At 29.8% G+C, this 18,916-nt stretch carries 8 protein-coding genes; 5 read left to right on the top strand and 3 right to left on the bottom strand.

What is annotated here, in order from left to right:
- The first annotated feature begins 1 nt into the window (after nt 1).
- The 3 genes from AVBRAN12647_RS01160 to ychF are packed head-to-tail and all read left to right on the top strand — an operon-like array spanning nt 2 to nt 3,148.
- Nucleotides 2-652 carry a DedA family protein gene (locus AVBRAN12647_RS01160; RefSeq protein WP_250325095.1) on the top strand — a complete coding sequence of 217 codons (651 nt, stop codon included), beginning with the start codon at nt 2-4 and terminating at the stop codon, nt 650-652.
- Nucleotides 636-2,048 (top strand): leucyl aminopeptidase, encoded by a 1,413-nt coding sequence (locus AVBRAN12647_RS01155; RefSeq protein WP_336614565.1) that lies wholly within the window; start codon nt 636-638, stop codon nt 2,046-2,048. The genes AVBRAN12647_RS01160 and AVBRAN12647_RS01155 overlap by 17 nt, the downstream gene beginning before the upstream one ends.
- Complete coding sequence (ychF, locus tag AVBRAN12647_RS01150; protein ID WP_214119875.1) at nt 2,045-3,148, top strand: redox-regulated ATPase YchF; 1,104 nt, start codon at nt 2,045-2,047, stop codon at nt 3,146-3,148. Before AVBRAN12647_RS01155 ends, ychF begins: the two co-directional genes overlap by 4 nt.
- A 282-nt stretch (nt 3,149-3,430) precedes the next feature.
- On the opposite strand, the gene AVBRAN12647_RS01145 is transcribed toward ychF, so the two are convergent.
- Nucleotides 3,431-11,569, bottom strand: coding sequence for a hypothetical protein (locus AVBRAN12647_RS01145; protein WP_336614564.1), 8,139 nt, complete (start codon nt 11,567-11,569; stop codon nt 3,431-3,433).
- Between the two features lie 436 nt (nt 11,570-12,005).
- On the opposite strand from AVBRAN12647_RS01145, the gene AVBRAN12647_RS01140 reads away from it, so the two are divergent.
- The gene (locus tag AVBRAN12647_RS01140; RefSeq protein WP_336614563.1) at nt 12,006-14,399 is read left to right on the top strand and encodes a molybdopterin-dependent oxidoreductase; all 2,394 of its coding nucleotides are present in this window, start codon (nt 12,006-12,008) and stop codon (nt 14,397-14,399) included.
- A gap of 1 nt (nt 14,400) precedes the next feature.
- Entirely contained in the window at nt 14,401-14,982 is a 582-nt protein-coding gene (locus AVBRAN12647_RS01135; protein WP_336612187.1) for a hypothetical protein, read from the top strand.
- 44 nt (nt 14,983-15,026) lie between these two features.
- Here AVBRAN12647_RS01135 and topA read toward each other — a convergent pair whose 3' ends face one another.
- Together topA and ciaB are read right to left on the bottom strand one after the other, a co-directional pair.
- Nucleotides 15,027-17,114 carry a type I DNA topoisomerase gene (topA, locus tag AVBRAN12647_RS01130; protein WP_214115779.1) on the bottom strand — a complete coding sequence of 696 codons (2,088 nt, stop codon included), beginning with the start codon at nt 17,112-17,114 and terminating at the stop codon, nt 15,027-15,029.
- On the bottom strand, nt 17,111-18,853 hold the full coding sequence (ciaB, locus tag AVBRAN12647_RS01125; protein WP_214149754.1) for an invasion protein CiaB: 1,743 nt from the start codon (nt 18,851-18,853) through the stop codon (nt 17,111-17,113). The genes topA and ciaB overlap by 4 nt, the downstream gene beginning before the upstream one ends.
- Nucleotides 18,854-18,916 lie beyond the last annotated feature (63 nt).

The raw sequence follows: 18,916 nt of genomic DNA, 5'->3' as shown, positions 1-18,916 counted from the left end.
AATGGATATGATAATTAATTTTATAAATTCCTTTTTTGCTGACCCTGAAGGGGTTTTAACTTCTTTATTTAGAGATAAAATCGTAATTGCTAGTATTATTATATTTTTATGGTGCACACTAGAAGGTGAAACTGCATTAATACTAGCAGGACTTGCAGCTCACGGAGAGCATATTCATATAGGACTTATCACATTTATAGCAGGTTGTGGGGGATTTTTGGGAGATCAGATATATTTTTATATAGGAAGATACTCAAAAAGCTATATTAGAAAAAAGCTAAAAACACAAAGGCGAAAATTTGCAGTAGCACAGATTTTACTTCAAAAATACGGCTGGCCTATAATATTTATCCAACGCTATATGTATGGCTTTAGAACCGTTATTCCTATGAGTATAGGGCTTACTAATTATAGTGCAAAGAAATTTGCAATAATTAATTTTATTTCAGCTCAAGTATGGGCTGCTATTACTATTTTTATAGTGTATATTTTTGGTGAGCATATATGGGAGATTATTAATTGGGCGAAAGACCATTGGTATTTGGCAGGAATTTTAGTTGTAGGATTTTTATGCTTAATTTTATATGCTTTTAAAAGTTTAGAAAATAAATTATTAAGTAAGAAAGGTAAAAAAAATGAAAGTAGTATTTAATGAAAAAAATACTGATTTTAAAGTTTGTTTGATACAAAACAAAGATTTAAGTAGATTTGATGATAAAGAATTTTTTGAAATAAATGATTATAAAGGAGTTGGAGCGATTTGCAACCTAGCTAAAAGAACGCTTTATGTTGGCTTAAACGATGAATTAACTTATGCTAGTTTTATAGCTAGTTTAGGTAGTGCGATTAAGAGCATTAGGAATTTAAATATAAAAAGCATTAGCCTTGAATTTATTAATCTTGGTTGTGAGTTTTATAGTGCTTATGCTCATATTTATGCTGTTATTTCATCTTTATATGAGTTTAACAAATATCATAAAGAGCCTAAGAATTCTAAAATAGAATTAATAAGCCTTGAAACACAACAAAACGATGATATTCAACAAGGCGTTGAGCTAGGTAAAGTATTAGCAAATGCTTGTGAAGATGTAAAAAATATAGTAAATGAAATTCCAAGCACTTATAATCAACTTAGTTTTGAAAAAGACGCTTTAAAATTAGCTAAAGAATTTGATTTAGAATGCAATGTTTATAGCGATGATTATTTACAAAAAGAAGGAATGAACGCATTTTTAGCAGTAAATCGTGCAAGTAGTTATCCTGCAAAATTAATCCACTTAGCTTATAAACCACAAAACGCTATTAAAAAAATAGTTTATGTAGGAAAAGGGCTTGTATATGATACAGGTGGGCTAAGTCTTAAACCAGCTGATTATATGCTAACTATGAAAGCTGATAAGAGTGGTGCGGCTGCTGTTTTAGGTATTTTAAAAGCAGCTAGTATGTTAAAACTACCTTATGAAATACACGGAATTATAGGTGCAGCACAAAACTGCATAAGCGAAAAATCATATATGCCTGATGATGTATTGATTTCAAGAGAAGGTGTAAGTATAGAAGTAAGAAATACTGATGCTGAAGGAAGATTGGTTTTAGCAGATTGCTTGAGTTTTGCTCAAGATTTAAAGCCTGATTTATTAATAGATTTAGCTACTTTAACAGGTGCTTGTGTGGTTGGGCTTAGCGAATATACAAGTGGTATTATGGGATATAATGAAGACTTGCAAAACGAGTTTTATAACAATTCAAAAAGAAGTGGCGAATACACTTGCGTTTTACACTTTAACCCACACATTAAAGAGCTTATTAAAAGTAAAATAGCTGATGTTAGCAATACAGGTAGCTCAAGATATGGTGGGGCAATTAGTGCAGGAATGTTCTTAGGCGAGTTTATTAGAAAAGAATATAAAGACAAATGGTTGCATTTAGATATAGCTGGACCTGCTTATGTAGAAAAAGTGTGGGGCGAGAATGCTTATGGAGCAAGTGCAGCTGGAGTTAGAATGAATATTATAAACTTACTTAGAATGGCAAGGAGTGCAAAATGAGCCTTAGCGTAGGTATTGTTGGACTTCCTAATGTTGGTAAAAGCACGACTTTTAATGCTTTAACAAAGGCAGCAAACGCTCAAGCAGCAAATTATCCATTTTGCACCATTGAGCCAAATAAAGCTATTGTTGAAGTGCCTGATGAGAGATTAAAAGTCTTAGCAAATATAGTAAATCCTGAAAGAATAATGCACTCAATGATAGAATTTGTAGATATTGCAGGTCTTGTAAAGGGTGCTAGCAAAGGCGAAGGTTTAGGTAATAAATTCTTAGCAAATATTCGTGAAACTGATTTGATTTTACATATAGTAAGATGTTTTGATGATGAGAATATCACTCATGTTGAAGGTGGGGTTGACCCGTTAAGAGATATAGAAATCATAAATCTTGAATTAATCTTAGCTGATATTGAACAACTTAATAAAAAGCTTGATAGACTTAGCAAAGAAGCAAGAGCAAATCTTAAAGGTGCTAAAGAATGCCTTGAATTAGCACAGGATTTATTAAAACACCTTGAAGATGGCAAATTAGCTAGTGAATATGCAAATCGTGATAGCGAAGCTTTTATAACTTTAAATAAAGAATTAAGATTACTTAGTGCTAAAGAAGTAATTTATGGCGTTAATGTAAGCGAAGATGAATTATTAGATGATAATGATTATGTAAAAAAGGTGCGTGAATATGCAGCCAAATCAAATCATAGTGTTTTAAAATTATGTGCTAAGCTTGAAGAAGATTTGGTTGGAATGGACGAAGCTGAAGCTAATGAGTTTTTAAAAGAATTAGGCGTAAATGAAAGCGGTTTAGCAGCTATTATTAGGACAAGTTTTGCTAAGCTTAATTTGATTTCTTATTTTACTTGCGGGGTTAAAGAAGTTAGGTCTTGGACTATTCATAAAGGTTATAAAGCTCCTAAGGCTGCAAGTGTAATTCATAATGATTTTGAAAAAGGCTTTATCAAGGCTGAAGTAATTAGCTATGATGATTTCGTAAATTGTGGTGGCGAAGCAAAAGCTAAAGAAGCAGGTAAATTACGCTTAGAAGGTAAAGATTACGAAGTAATTGACGGCGATATAATGCACTTTAGATTTAATGTATAAACCTTATTAGCAAGGCTTAAAAGTCTTGCTAATCTTTTAAAAATCCTTTTTATTTATAGAATTTAGAAAAACTAAAAATCTTTATAAGTTAAAAATATTAAAAGCATTGTTGATTGAAAATAAATCAAACAAGACCTAAAAAAGCCTTGCTAATCTTTTAAAAATCCTTTTTTATTTATAGAATTTAGACAAACTAAAAATCTTTATAAGTTAAAAATATTAAAAGCATTGTTGATTGAAAATAAATCAAACAAGACTTAGAAAGCCTTGCTTGATTTTAGATTAGAAATTATAAGAAAATCCTAAGTTTATATTGTAGTTATTATTAAAGTGATTTGTAATGCTCTTAGCAAAATCTAAATTAATGTTAGTATTAATACTAGGTTTATAATCAGCTCCGAATTTGATTTCAAATCCTCTATCTTGAACCCTTTCAAAATAATAAGTCATACCATCATTAGCACTATTACTTGGACTTTCGTTTAAGTCTTTAATATAAGCAAATTCAGTATTTAAACCTACTTTATCATTGATTTTAGCACCAGCTTTAATACCTGCTTTTGCAGTATATTGAGCTGCTTGTTCTGTTTGAATTCCTAATACTGCTCCATCAATATTTACTTTTGGATAGCGAGTAGCTATTAATTTAACATTAGGTTCTACATAATAATCAGAGCCAAATCTTTGTCCTACTTTAACTTTTGCTTGCCATAAATTATCATATCTTGTAGTATTTATCATCGCTAAATCACTCTTATAATTACCCTTTAAAGTTAGTAAATTTAAGTCATAATCAACGAAAAATCCCGAATTAAAATTCGTGCTAGCATAAAGTCCAATGCCAGTTATTCCAACATCAGTGCTTAATGCTTTATTAGCTTTTAGTTTTGCTTTAGAAGCTTTTATACCATAAGCTACATCAAGATTTTTTAAAGATACTTTATTATCTACTCCTACATTAACTCTGCTACCTTTTAAATTATTTGAATCTGTTTCAAAATAACCATAATCAGAATTTATCCAAAAACCTTTATTTTTATCATCATTTCTTAAGTAATTAAATCTTAAGTCATTATCATCAATATAATATCTAGCAACATAATATGGTGTATACATTATGTTTTTAATCGCACTTGTAACAGCTGGGTCAAGATATTCTAAAGTCAATAAATCCTTATCATCAGCACTAACCTTACCAAAACCTTTTAAAGCTTCTTTATCTATTTCTAAATTAGACCTAATGCTATCTTTATTAATTATTGGTTCTTTATCTGTTAAACCTAAACTCCATACTCCATCTTTACCTATTTCATCAAAGCTTAAAACCTTAGTATTATAAGTAGCTAAAACGGTTTTATAAGTTACTTTAAAGTAAGCTTTATCTTTTTCATTATCTTCTTTTTTACCATTTACAATAGCAATAGGAACTCTTGTATTTACTAGCTTACTTAAGTTCGTATTGTATAAAACGATTTCGTTATTTTCTCCTAAAGCTTCTTTATTTACTATGATAGGACCACTGAATTTATCTTCTAAACTAGTATCAATTCCACCACCATAAATATAAAACTTAGAATTATTAGCATTTAGAGTATTAGTTACAACTTGTGCTTGAATGTGTGAATTATCCACTATTAAATTATCAGCTCTAATTCCACCTATACCATTGCTATTTGTATTAGTAGCTCTTATTGTTGAATTTTTGATTGTATAAGTGCTATTTTTTAAATCGCTTGTCTTATCATAAGTATTTGTAGCCAAATCATCAATGCTTGATATAGGTTTAGTTCCTGTAATTTCTATAAAGGCATTATCAGCATTTAGCGTATTTGTTTTAAATGTGTTTGCAGTGAAATTACCTGAAATATCTGAATTATTATGCACTAAAATATCTTTATTAAAGGTATTATTTAAGTTCGCATTTATATTGCATTGTTCTACATTGTTATTATAAATTCCATTGCTAGTGTTTAATGTCCCACACTTATTATTGTCATATTTAATAGCAGCATTAATAATAGAATTATTTACATTCAATTCTGAATTATTTGTAATATCTTCGCTTACATTTTTAACATTTGTAAGACTTAAAATACCGCCATCATCATTTGTAATTTTGGTTGCTAATTCGCCTATATTATTAAAGTCTAATTTAGATTTATTTCCATTATTTTTAATACTTGTTCCAGCGATTTTATCAGTATTATTAATGCTTAAATCTCCGCCATTTTGATTTGTAATATTATTAAATGATTTAATATTATCTAATACCACTTTAATAGCTTCATTTACTAAATCTTTCATAGAAGCATTGCTTAATTTAGTATTGCCTTCGCCTTTTAGTGTTAAATCATTATTAAATGTTGAATTATTTAAATCATTTGTCCCACCATCTATTGTAGTTTTATTGTTAAATTGTGAGCCATTATCTTTTACATTCTTAGCTATAACTTCGCCATCAAATGTAGTTTGATTAGAATCTAGGCAATCTACTTCTACTTTTCCTTTAAGAGTTGTCGTGCTATCTGGTTTAAAACAAGCTTTATTTCCTTTAACGCTTATATCATTTTTTAAAGTTGAATTACTTACTTTAAATTCCCCACTAGCATTTAATTTAGCGTCTAATTTAGACTTATCATCAATATTTTTAATATCCAAATTATTTGCATTAAATGTAACATCTTTTCCTATATTAACACCATTTTTACCATCAATATTGCTTAAGCCTGTGCTAGTGATTGTAACAGGAGTTGTATCATCGCTACAAATACTAGCCCCACTATTTAAATCCAAATCCTTAGTATCAATGCTAGAGCAAACTTTAGCATTATTAGTTAATGTGGTTTTTCCATTATTTGCAGTGATTATTGCGTCTTTTCCTTTAAACTCCCCACCACTAATAGTAATATTCCCAGAATTTGAAGTAGCTTTAATATTATTTGATTTAGTGTTGTTTAAATTAATATCATTATTTGCATTTAAATTCGTATTATCTTTTATAGTTGCATTAGTTACATTGATATTTTTATCTGCTTTTAAATCAGCATTAACTTGCGTAGGCTCGCTTCCTTTGATTGTGATATTTTCTTTTGAAGTTAGTTTAGAATTAATCTTGCTTGGATTATTCTTATCATCTGAAGTTACAACAATATCTTTTATAGCATTAATTGTCGCATCAATTACGCTATTTGCTATATTTGCCATTCCTTGCAAGATAATATTAGAACTCTTATCATCTTTACCTATTTGAGAATTATTAGCATTAAGATTATTAGCATTTACATTACTTGAGTTCAATGTAGCATTTGTAGCTGTAATATTATTAGCTTTATTAATATCTGCATTTATCGTTGTATCTTTTCCTAAAGTAATATCATTAGCATTTTTTATAGTAGAGTTAATGGTAGTTTTCTTATTAGCTGCAGGTGGTTCTGGACTAATTCCATCATGCACTCCTAGATTTTGAGCGTCATTGCTTAAGATTATATTACCTGCTACATCAATATTTCCGCCAGTAACTTCAGCCCCATTTGCAATTAGTAGCGTTCCACTAGGATTTTTGCTAGTTAAATTTCCTTTTATAGTAGCGTTATCAATTGTAGCATTGTTAAAATTACTATCTGCATTAATCAATGCACCTCTTCTAGCTACTAATTCATTAGTTTCTATTGCTTTATTAATTGTAGTAGTTGTGTTATTAGCACAAGAGCCACCACCTATTATATCTACTCTACCGCTACTATTAATATTTGAATTAACAATAGAGCCATTTTGCACGGTAACTAAATTAGTTCCTTTAATTAAACCATTATTAGTAGTAGAACAATCTATTAAGGCTTTATTTGTAAATAATTCTCCTAAAACATTTACAACTGATTGTTTAGTAGCTGAAAAATCACTAGAATTACCATTTGTTAAAGTTACGCTAGATGAACTTATATCAGTATTTTTTGCATTTAGAGTATTTGTTTTTATATTTTTAGAATTTGTAATGCTTAATTTCTCATCAGCTTTAATTAAATTAGCATTAATTCCTTTAGTTTCTTGTGTATTTAAGATATTAGTATTTTTAGCACTGATAGTATCTCCAGTAAATTTAACATCATCTAAAGTTAAATCATTTAAGCGTTTGCTAGTATCATTACCTATATTTGCATTAGCTAAATCTACATTTTTAAGATTTAATGTATCATCTACACTTGCTGCATTTATATTAGAATAACTAATCTTAGAATTAGCAATTTTTAAATTCCCATCAATTCTAACATCATTATTTTTATTAGCATCTTTATTTTGAATGTTTAATTTTTCTAAAAGCATATCTTGAGCTAATTGTAATAATGTTTTATTAGCTTTGATTGTAGTTTCTTTTGAATTGTCTAATTTAGAATTAATGAAATTAACTTCATTAGAAGTTAGATTTCCCGATAAATTAGCGTCTTTTATAGTAGTAGTGCTTTTGATATTTACATTACCACTAAGTGTAGCTTGATTTCTTACTTCTAAATTATCAGTATTTTCAATTGACGCTAATACTTTTGTATCTTTTCCATCTATTATGATTTTACCACCATTAGTATTTGTGCTAAGCTTTGTGCCTTCGTTGATTACGCTTTTGTTTTGTAAGGTTATTGTATTAGCATTTATGGTAGCATTTTCTGTTGTTGAATTATCAATCGTTATATCTTTAGCTTTTAAGCCACCTTGTATAGTTGAGCCATTATTTACTTTTATATCATTAGCATTAATTTGTGAGTTTGTTTTAGTGCTACTATCGTTTAAAGTAACGCTATTAGCATTTACAACACCACTTTCTCCTAAAATAGCTTTGCTTTCAAATTCTGCTGTAGTAGTTATTGTAGAATTAGCATTTAATGTAGCACCATCTTTTACAAGCAATTTATTAGCATTAATTGTCCCTTTTATATCGGTTTCTTGAGTGCCAGGTGCAGGGTATTTGCTATCTAACATTTTATTACTTAAAATAACACTTCCACTATTTGTTATAAACTTAGCATTTTCATCTGATTTAGCTCCATATCCTAAGAGTATATCACTATTTTTAGATTCTAATTCTCCGTTTATATTTCCAAACATATATGCTTGGATTTTATTATTAGCTGTAATTTTTGCAGTTTTTTCTACATTGGCATTGAATAAATTTACACTATCATCTATATCTAAAATACCTTTTACATTTGCACTTCTTACAGCAGCTTTATTTGCCTTGATTGTTTTATCTGCATTCAAGGTAGCATCACTTGACATATCTACAAGTCCACTTGCATTTATATTGGCATTGATTATTGTATCTTTGTCGCTAATAGTAATGTCTTTAACATTTGTAATATCTGCATTAATTTTACTTGCACTACTAATTGTTGCATCACCACCTATATCAAGGGCTGAATTAATTTCGCTATTGTTATCTATAATTACATCGCCAGTTGATTTGAAGCTATTTCCATTATAAGTTGAGTTTTGAAAATAAGCTCCGTCTGTAGTGATATTTGCACCACTAACACTTGCATTAGTAGATTTAAAATAATTACTTGTAAATTCTCCACCACTAACATTAGTTTTGTCTTTACCTAATTCTCCAATATTAATAGAATTTGTGCCAGCAAATACTCCACCATTTACATTGCTACCTGATTTAACATATATATCATTTGCATTTAATTCTCCACTACTTACATTACCACCAGAATTAATGTTTATAGTGTTATTTGCAGTGATTTTACCACCACTTACATTGCCACTAATATCAGCTTGATTTGTAGCGTTTAGCTCTGATGAGCCACTTATATTTCCGTTTTGATTTAATTTAATATTAGTAGCTGTGTGAGTTCCTTTGCTTACATTTGCACCATTTTCAATGATGATATCATTTCCTGCTATGGTATTGCCTTGTATATTAGACTTGCCTTTATAAGTAACATTATTAAACTTACTTTCTAAAGTAGCGTTTTCGCTTGTATTTGAACTATCTAGCGTAATGTTTCCGCTCTCAGCTGTGATTGTGCCTGATTTGATATTTGAGTTATTGTTAATATTTACATTTTCATTAGCTTTAAGTGTTCCAGAAAGTATATTTGAATTGTTAGTAATATTGATATTTTTACCATTTATGTTCTTTGCATTACTATCTGTATTATCTAAAGTTACACCGCCTTGAGTTGATGTTACTTCTGTTTTTGACATTAAGGCTTTATCGGTTTTATTATCCTTAATTGTTATATCGCTACCACTTTTTAAGGTTACTAAATCTAGCTTAGAATTAGTTATATTTATTTTATTTCCACTTTGAGTAGACCAAATACCACCATCTTTAGTGTTGTTTGAAGTAAGATTTGAATTAGTAATATCAATAGTTGAATTTGCTTTACCTACAACTATATGCTCAAAATTAACATTAGAATTATCTATCTTAACATTACTATTTGTGCTTATTCTTCCGCTAGTAGTTACAGAGCTTTTCTCTATTGTAAGATTATCAGCGTTTATTCTATCCCCACTTATATTTGCATTATCTGTGATAGTTAGTTTTTGTATAGCGTGTGTTGAAGTGCCACCCGTTGTTCCTATATTAACATCAGTATATTTACCACCTTTGATATTAATCCCACCTTTTGTGCTGCCTTTTTCTTGTCCTATATCAGAATTATTCGCAGTAACATTTACAAGGTTTAGAGTTTTATCTTTACCACCTATTATATTAACAGCGTTTTTGCTAGTTCCAACGATTGTAGTGCCTGTTATGGTTGTATTATCTCTAGTAAAAGTAGCAGCATTATTATCTTTTGTATTTATCGTGCCATTTAGTAAATTAGAATTTATATTAAAGCCAGCTGAATTGATATTAATTGTATTATTAGTGCCTAGACTATCAGCACTATCACTACCTAATATTACACTCCCACCATTATGAGTAATAGTATTGCCACTTGTATTGCCATTAATATTTAAAGTCCCACTATCACTTGTAATAGTTGAATTACTAACTTCTTTTGTAGTTAAAGTCCCACCTTTATTATTTATGGTTGATTTATCAATTTGATTTTTAACTTCTAATGTTCCACCACTATTGCTATTTATGGTTGAGTTATCTTTAACATTATTAACGCTTAATTTTCCATTAGCATTACTATTAATAGTTGAGCCTAGAACATCGCCTGATATAGTTAAATTACCATCTGTATTACTATTAATAATTGAGTTATTTGTAACATTTTTAGTAACTTCAATTTTAGCACCATTGCTATTGATAGTTGAGCTATCTATATTGTTTGTTACCTTTAAAGTCCCGCTAGTTCCATCAATTGTAGAACCTACTATATTATTTGTAACATTAATAGTCCCACCATTATTTTTAATAGTTGAATTGTCAATATTATTTGTAACACTTAAATTCCCACCACTTTCACTATTTATAATTGAATTAGCAGTAATATTATCAGCAGTTATATTTGCACCTTTACTATTAATTGTAGATTTATTTGTGATATTTCCCGCAGTTAAAGTTCCACTATCGCCTTCAATTGTTGAATTGTCAATATTGCTATTTACTTTAATAGTCGCACCTTTACTATTGATAGTAGATTTATTTGTGATATTTCCCGCAGTTAAATTCCCACCATTACCATTGATTGTTGAGCCATTAATTTCATTTGTAACATTAATAGTTCCACCAGTTTCGCTATTGATGATAGAATTATTATTGATATTTTTAGAAGTTAGAGTTCCGCCTTTGCTATTAATAGTTGTAGATGAAATAGTGTCAGCGTTTAGATTACCGGCTTTATTTTCTAGCTTAGAAGTAGAAGAGCCATTACCTTCTAAGGTATTTAATGTCATTTCTCCCCATTTGTTTTGTAAAAATGTATTTTCTAATTTCGTATTACCTTTTACTGTAAATTTTGCTCCTTTGTCATTTACTAGATAAGTGTTATTACCTATTAGATTGCCTTCTACAAGTAGTGTTGCATTTAGATTTTCCATATAAATGCCATCTTTACTTCCTAAATCTTTTTCTTCAGTATTTGAAGGGTTATTTAAATCCCCATTTACGGTTAAATCATTTTTTACTGTCATGGAGCTTTTATAATTCATCCACAAAGTGCTTCTTTGTTCTTTGTTAAACATTGTAGATGAATATCCTTGACTATTTATAGTAAAGTTATAAAAACTTCCGTTAAAACTATCTAAAGGATGAAAGTCCCCACCACCGCTCATAGTAAAGTTAGTGGTTTCAGCATTTGTTCCATTGGTAAAAGAAATTTTGCTTATGTTTGTTTCTTTAATATTATTATATTCGTCGTTTAACTTATCAATAGTCAAAGTTCCATTATTAAAACTTGCTGCTTGAACTGAACTAATTATCGTAAATGCTAGTAATGACATTCTTATGGTCTTATTCATATGAAATCCTTAAAAAGTTGCTTGATTTTTATTAATGCTAAAAAATTGATATAAATCAAGGTATTATATTTATAAATTGAAAAAACAAAGCTTAAAAAATGATAATTTTGCAACAATTTTTGCTAAATTTTTCGCAATAAAATACTTAAATATTACAAGTTTTCTAATAGTAATTTAGTTGTATTTATAATGCTTTATATATTGTTGTAGTAGATAAAATATTAATTTATAAAAATTTAATATTTATTATTAAATATTTAAAATCTTAAATATAAATTAATTTTTATTAGTAAATATAAAAATATATATTTTATAATTTTTCTTAAGAATTTCATTTTCAAATTCTAATTATTCAAAGAAGACTAAAAATACCTTATAACTTTATGATAATACTTACTATATAAAATGTTCTTTTATATTTTAAAAAGGAGAAATTATGGCAATTTCAAGAAGAACATTCCTTAAAGGTTCAGCAATTACAGCTAGTGCGATTACTTGTCCTTTGAGTGCTGATACAAATTTTTATGATATCAAGCAAATCCCACACGCTACACATTTTGGTGCATTTACAGCCGAAGTAAATAGCGAAGGAAAAATAATCAATCTTATCCCACACGAAAGTGATAAAAACCCAAGCGTAATCACTAAAGCTATCATAGATAGAACATATTCAGATACAAGGGTAAAATATCCAAGTGTTAGAAAAAGTTTTTTAGAAGGTAAAAATCGCCCTGATTTAAGGGGTCGTGAGCCTTTCGTTCGTGTTAGTTGGGATGTAGTGCTTGATTTATTATATAAAAAGCTTAAAGCTACAAAACCAGAAAATATCTTTAACGCAAGTTATGGTGGATGGGGTCATGTTGGCTTACTTCATAATTGTAACGCAGTTGCAGGTAGATTTTTTAACACCGTTTTAGGTGGAGCAATAGGCACTGATGGAGAGTATAGTAACGGAGCAGCGGGTAAAGTAAATACTGCTATAGCAGGGGATTTAGAAGTTTATAGTTTGCAAACAAATTACGAGCAAATGATTAAAAACTGCGAAGTTTATGTAATGTGGGGTTGTGATATTTACAAGGATAATCAAATAGATTTTAAGGTAGCTAATCGTGAGAATGATAGTTGGCTTAAAAAATACGCAGCTAGTAATATAAAGTTTATTAACATTGACCCACAATACACAAAAGCAGCAGAAATTACAAAGGCTGAATGGATAAAAATCGTCCCAAATACCGATGTTGCAATGATACTTGGAATGTGCCATTATTTATATACAAGTGGAAAATACGATAAAGAATTTATAGTTAAATATACAGATGGATTTGATAAGTTTTTACCATATTTACTAGGTAAAACTGATGGAGTAGAAAAAACTCCTGAATGGGCAGCTAAGATTTGTGGAATTAATGCGACTAAGATTAAAGAATTATGCGATTTATTTGTTAGTAAAAGGACATTTTTAGCAGGTAACTGGGCAAATCAAAGAGCGCATCACGGCGAACAAGCTGACTGGGCTATCATAACTTTAGCTTGTATGATTGGTCAAGTTGGACTTCCTGGTGGTGGATTTGGCTTTTCTATGCATTATTGCTCGGCTGGTGGAGCGTTTAGTGGAGCGTTACTTCCTGTTGGATTACCACAAGGAAAAAATAGCGTAAATATAAATATCCCTGCAAGTCGTGTAAGCGAAGCTATCCTAAATCCAAATAAAACTATTAATTTTAAAGGCAAAACCTTTACATATCCAGAGATTAAAATGTTTTATGTAGCAGGTGCTAGTGTTTTAGGTCATCATCCAAATACTAATGAATTAATTCATGCTTTAAGACAACTTGAAACAATAGTTGTTCATGAGCCTTGGTGGACGCCGATGGCAAAAATGGCTGATATAGTAATCCCAGCTACAACAACACTTGAGCGTGATGATATAAGTTTTGGTGGTTCATATTCGCAAGATTGGGTATATGCTATGAAAAAAGTAATCGAGCCTGTGTATGAAAGCCGCAATGATTACGATGTTTTCTATGAATTAGCAAAAAGATTTGGCGAAAGAGAATTAGCTAAGTTTAGCGGTGGCAAGAAAGACCATTTAGAATGGATAAGAAGTTTTTATGAGAAGAGTGATTGTATAAATGAAATGGAATTTGATGAGTTTTGGGAGAAAGGCTCACTTCATTTTGAAATTCCAAAAGAAGCTTATGAATTTGTTCGCCACGCTGATTTTAGAAAAGACCCAGTGAATAATAAATTAGCAACAGAAAGTGGAAAATTCCAAATCTATTCACAAAAATTTGCTGATTATAATTTACCTGATTTTAAAGGTCATATAACTTGGTTTGAACCGGCTGAATATTTAGGAAATCAAGAATTAAGCAAAAAATATCCATTCCATTTATTAAGCCCACACCCAAGATATAGAATTCATTCTCAACTTGATAATACTTGGGTAAGAGAGCTTTACAAAATCCAAGGTCGTGAGCCTGTAGTAATTAATACTGAAGATGCTAAAAAGCTTGGTATTAAGCACGGTGAAGTGGTAGAAGTATATAATAATCGTGGTAGATTATTAGCTGGTGCATTTGTAAGTGATGATATTAGAAGTGGCGTTGTAGCTATTCAAGAAGGTGCTTGGTATGACCCTGAAGATGATAAAGACAATGCAAGATGCAATCAAGGTCATGTAAATGTGCTTACTTCATCTCGCCCAACTTCTCAAATGGCACAAGCAACAAGCGTAAATACTTGCTTAGTAGCGATTAGAAAGCTAGGTAAAAACGAAGCTGTTAAACCATATAAAAACACAACACCACCAACAATTATAGGAGCGTAAAATGAGAAAAATTATAGGATTATCATTAATTACTTTAAGTGCTTTTGCATATAAGCCTGATTATCAGCAAATATTTTTACCAACTCCTGCAAAAGTTGAGATAAAAAAGCAAGAATTTGCTAAAGATATTAGATTTATCTTAGATGAAAAAGCGACAATGCTAGATGAAAATCAAAAGCAAATCGGAACGATTTATGAAGGAACTATGGTAAAGCTAATTGAAACTAAGGGAGATTTAGCTAAGGTTAGCATTAGTGGAGAAGTTGTAGGAGATAAATTAGCATTTAATAAAAATGCGGAATTTGTCTATTTAGAGAGTAAAGACGCTAAGCCTGAAATGAGCTTTTGGGTAAAATCAAGCTCTTTAACTACTGATAAAGACGCTGCTTTTGAAGGTGTTGAGGTGTTTTATTATGATTCTTGCACGAGTTGTCACGCAGCACACGCTCCAAGCGAACACGCAATTGATGAATGGGACGCTTATTTAGGAGCAATGCAAATGAATGCAAAAATTACTGACGAGCAAAAGGATAGAATATTACGCTATATGCAAGCACATTCTAGCAATGGAGCTTTTAAGTAAATTAAAATAGAATTTGTAATTAGGATTAATTACAAATTCTTTTATTATTTTTCTATTTTTGTTTTACAATCTAAGCACTCTATAAATGTGCCTTTTTTAAGTTCTTTTATAATCATTATTCCGCCACAATTAGCGCATTTTTCTTTAGCTAGTGGGTATGAGCTAATGAAATTACATTTAGGATAAGAACTGCATCCATAAAATGCACCCCTTTTAGAAAATCTTTGCACCAAATCGCTACCACATTTAGGGCAAGGGACATCTAGTTTTACTAATTCTTTTTTAGGTTTTTCTTCTTTGTTTTCGGTTTTTGTATCATTTAAATTCCTTGAATATTTGCATTTTGGATAACCACTACAAGCTACGAATTTACCGAATTTGCCTTCACGAATTAGCAATTCTTTACCACAATCAGGGCAATTTTCTCCTAGTTTTTCTACTTGTTTTTGACTTTGAATACTTGTTTTCCCATCGTTGATTTTAGTAATGAATGGCTCATAAAATTCATTTAAAACCTCATCTAAATCACGCCCATGAGTTGCAATCTCATCTAAACGCTCTTCCATATTGCTAGTAAATTTCGCATCTACTATTTGCATAAAATGTTCTTCTAAAAATTCTATGATTTTTTCGCCTTTTTCTGTAGGGATTAGTTGTTTTTTCTCTAACTTCACATAATCTCTATCAATTAAAAGGCTTGTTGTAGGTGCGTAAGTGCTAGGACGACCTATGCCTAATTCTTCAAGTTGTTTAATAAGACTTGCTTCGTTGTATCTTGCAGGTGGCTCTGTGTGTAAGGTCTTTATTTTTGAGCTTTGTAAAGTCATTTTATCGCCTTTATTTAAAGCAGGTAAAATCTTATCTCCACTAGCATCATCATTCAATCTTAAATGCCCATCAAAAAGCACTCTTCTTCCACTTAGTTTAAACTTCGCCTTATTACTTGTGATATAAATTGTATTGTTTTCTATCTTCGCATCAGCCATTTGGGTCATTAAAAATCTATCATAAATTAATTTATACAATTTATATTCATCAGCCTTTAAATACTCTTTAGCAATTTCAGGAGTAAAGCTAACATTAGTTACACGAATAGCTTCGTGAGCTTCTTGAGCGCCTTTGCTTTTAGTCTCATAAACTCTTGCTTTAGTCGGTAAATATTCTTTGCCATAGTCTTTTGCGATTTGCTCTCTTGCTGATTTTATTGCTTCTTCGCTTAAGTTTAAGCTATCAGTTCTCATATAAGTAATTGCACCCATAAATCCTGCGTGAGTTTGAACGCCTTCATATAAAGTCTGTGCTAACATCATAGTTTTTTTAGGAGAAAAACCTAATTTAGAACTAGCAGCTTGTTGTAAAGTAGAAGTCATAAAAGGTGGCTTTGGACTATCTTTACGCTCTTTTATACTGATTTCATCTACGATAAAATCCGAGCTTTTAATATGTTTTAGGATTTCTTCGGCTAAGGCTTTTTCAGTAATGCTTGTTTTTGATAATTTCTTGTTATCAAATTCTATTAATTCTACTTCTAAATCTGTTTTAAACTTAGTATCAAGTTCATAATACTCAATGCTTACGAAATTTCTTATTTCTCGCTCTTTTAAGATAATTAATCTTAAAGCCGCACTTTGAACCCTACCAGCACTAAGCTTGCTTGCTACCTTGCTTGATAATAAGCCACTTAATTTAAAACCCACAATTCTATCTAGCATACGCCTAGCTTGTTGAGCATTTACGCTATTTAAATCTATTTTTCTTGGGTGTTTAATAGCGTTTAAAATAGCGTCTTTTGTAATTTCGTGAAAAACTATTCTATCATAGCCTAAAACATCTCCGCCTAAGATATTTGCTAGATGATATGCAATTGCTTCTCCTTCTCTATCTTCATCGGTTGCTAGTAAGACTTTAGCACCTTTGCTAAGGCTTTTTAATTCTTTTACTATGCTTGAGTGAGTTTTACTGATTTCATAATTAGGTTTAAAATGTCCGTCTTCTATATCAATTCCTAATTTATTTTTAGGCAAATCCCTAATATGACCTTTAGATGCAATTACGCTATATTCACTACCTACAAATCTTGAAATTGTTTTAGCTTTGCTTGGTGATTCTACTATTATTAGGGTATTACTCATTCATTCTCCTTGATTAAAACATTGGCAAATTCATCATATAATTTTCTATATTCATCGCCAAGTTTTACTAAATCTTTATTTGTGCTAATGTATTCTAAATCCTTTAACACTGCATAATCTTTTAAAAAATTATTTGCATTTTCTTTTTTAAGATAAGTTTTTGCAAGTTCGTTATATACATTTAAAAATTCCTTTTGAAAATCTTCAAATTTTTCTAAATCAACGCTTAATAAAGTATCATTTGAAAAGCTTAAAACCTTGCTTTTAAATAATATTGCTAAAAATATCAAACCTTCACAATAATAAGGCTCTATTTCTTTAGTGCTTTTATAAGCCATTAAAGATACTGCTCTACTTGTTATATTTGCTAATAAGGCCTTTTTGTATTTTTCATCAAAATGATTGCAAAAATCATATATCCCACCAGCACTTGCTTTAAATTCTTCAATATTTTTAAATACCCCATTAGTATTCATTAAGCTTTCTGTATCGCTACCTATAAAGAAAATATGTCCTGCTTCGTGTCCAATGGTGCTAATCTCATAAATCTTTTTCCATAAAAACTCATCATTTAATACGCTTTTATTGTAGTCGTTAAAGGCTTTATCAAATACCTTTTGATTTAGCATTGTTCTTGGTTTTGATTTTGTTTTTTTATAGACAAAATCTAAAAATGCAAATATTTTTTTGCCATAATTTGCCGATACAAATTCATCATTTGGCACAACTTGAGCTGAAAATAAGCCATTTAATTCTGCTCCATAATAAAGTATAGGTTTGCTAATATGAAGTTCAATTTTGTCTAAATTAGCTAAGCTTAGATTTAATGCGTTTTGATTAGTTATATTAGCGTTTTTATAAGCTTTATTTAAGCTATTTTTCATCTTATTAACAAAACTTTCACTATTAAAATCATAATTATCATCAATTCTAATATCCCACTCAAGTGCTACTGAATGAGTAAAAGCGTCTTCGTAATATTCTAAAAAATGCCCAACTTGAATGAAGTCTTTTGCCCCCATCCAAGCTATTTCAGCATTTTGCCAAGGCTTTAGGCTAAGCTCTTTACTCATTAAAGCATTTTGCAAGGCTTTAAGATATTTTATATATGCTTCATTTTTATGATTTAATTTAAAAAACTCATTAAAGTATTCATCAATCTTTTTAAATTCTTCTTCAAAATATAAAGAATATGGTAAAAGCTCTGGTTTAGTATCCAAATTAATTGCTATTGCATAAATCCTAGTAGCTATTTCATCATTTTCATCAAGATAATAAAGCTTATTATTTTTTATAAACTCATAAGGATTTTCTAAACTTTTAAAAAATTCATTATTTTTTTCAATTGCCTTATCCCATTTAGGCTGAATACTATTAAAAACAAGACCGATTTTATGCACTAGATTTAATAAATCTACATAAAATTTATCTAAACAAGGGCTTAATTTTTCAATGATTTTTATATGTCTTTGCTCGTAAAATTCTTTTACTCTTTTATATGCTAAATCTTTTGCTTTTGCTAAGTTTATATTATTTTTTTTGCAAGTATTTTCATAATTTGTAGTATTTAGCTCAATAATTCTTAATAAATATGAATTGAAATTCATATCATTTATTTCTAAGCCAAGTTCTTTTAAATCATTATTTATAAGTCTTGCTAAATCGTGATTGCTTGATGAGTTTAATTTGTATAATGAGAATAATTCTTCTTCGTGCTCTTTTATGATTTTTCCTAACATTTTTGCTCCTTTTTTCGCATTTTGCCAAAAAATATTTAAATATGGAACACACTTTGCTATAGT

Origin of the sequence: Campylobacter sp. RM12647 (assembly GCF_020138135.1) — a bacterium.
Taxonomy (GTDB): Bacteria; Campylobacterota; Campylobacteria; order Campylobacterales; family Campylobacteraceae; genus Campylobacter_E.
This window is presented reverse-complemented; position numbering and strand designations above follow the sequence as displayed.

Coding starts and splice junctions, on each gene's coding strand:
- AVBRAN12647_RS01160 (WP_250325095.1), top strand. CDS start 2: ATGGATATGATAATTAATTTTATAAATTCCTTTTTTGCTGACCCTGAA.
- AVBRAN12647_RS01155 (WP_336614565.1), top strand. CDS start 636: ATGAAAGTAGTATTTAATGAAAAAAATACTGATTTTAAAGTTTGTTTG.
- ychF (WP_214119875.1), top strand. CDS start 2,045: ATGAGCCTTAGCGTAGGTATTGTTGGACTTCCTAATGTTGGTAAAAGC.
- AVBRAN12647_RS01145 (WP_336614564.1), bottom strand. CDS start 11,569: ATGAATAAGACCATAAGAATGTCATTACTAGCATTTACGATAATTAGT.
- AVBRAN12647_RS01140 (WP_336614563.1), top strand. CDS start 12,006: ATGGCAATTTCAAGAAGAACATTCCTTAAAGGTTCAGCAATTACAGCT.
- AVBRAN12647_RS01135 (WP_336612187.1), top strand. CDS start 14,401: ATGAGAAAAATTATAGGATTATCATTAATTACTTTAAGTGCTTTTGCA.
- topA (WP_214115779.1), bottom strand. CDS start 17,114: ATGAGTAATACCCTAATAATAGTAGAATCACCAAGCAAAGCTAAAACA.
- ciaB (WP_214149754.1), bottom strand. CDS start 18,853: ATGTTAGGAAAAATCATAAAAGAGCACGAAGAAGAATTATTCTCATTA.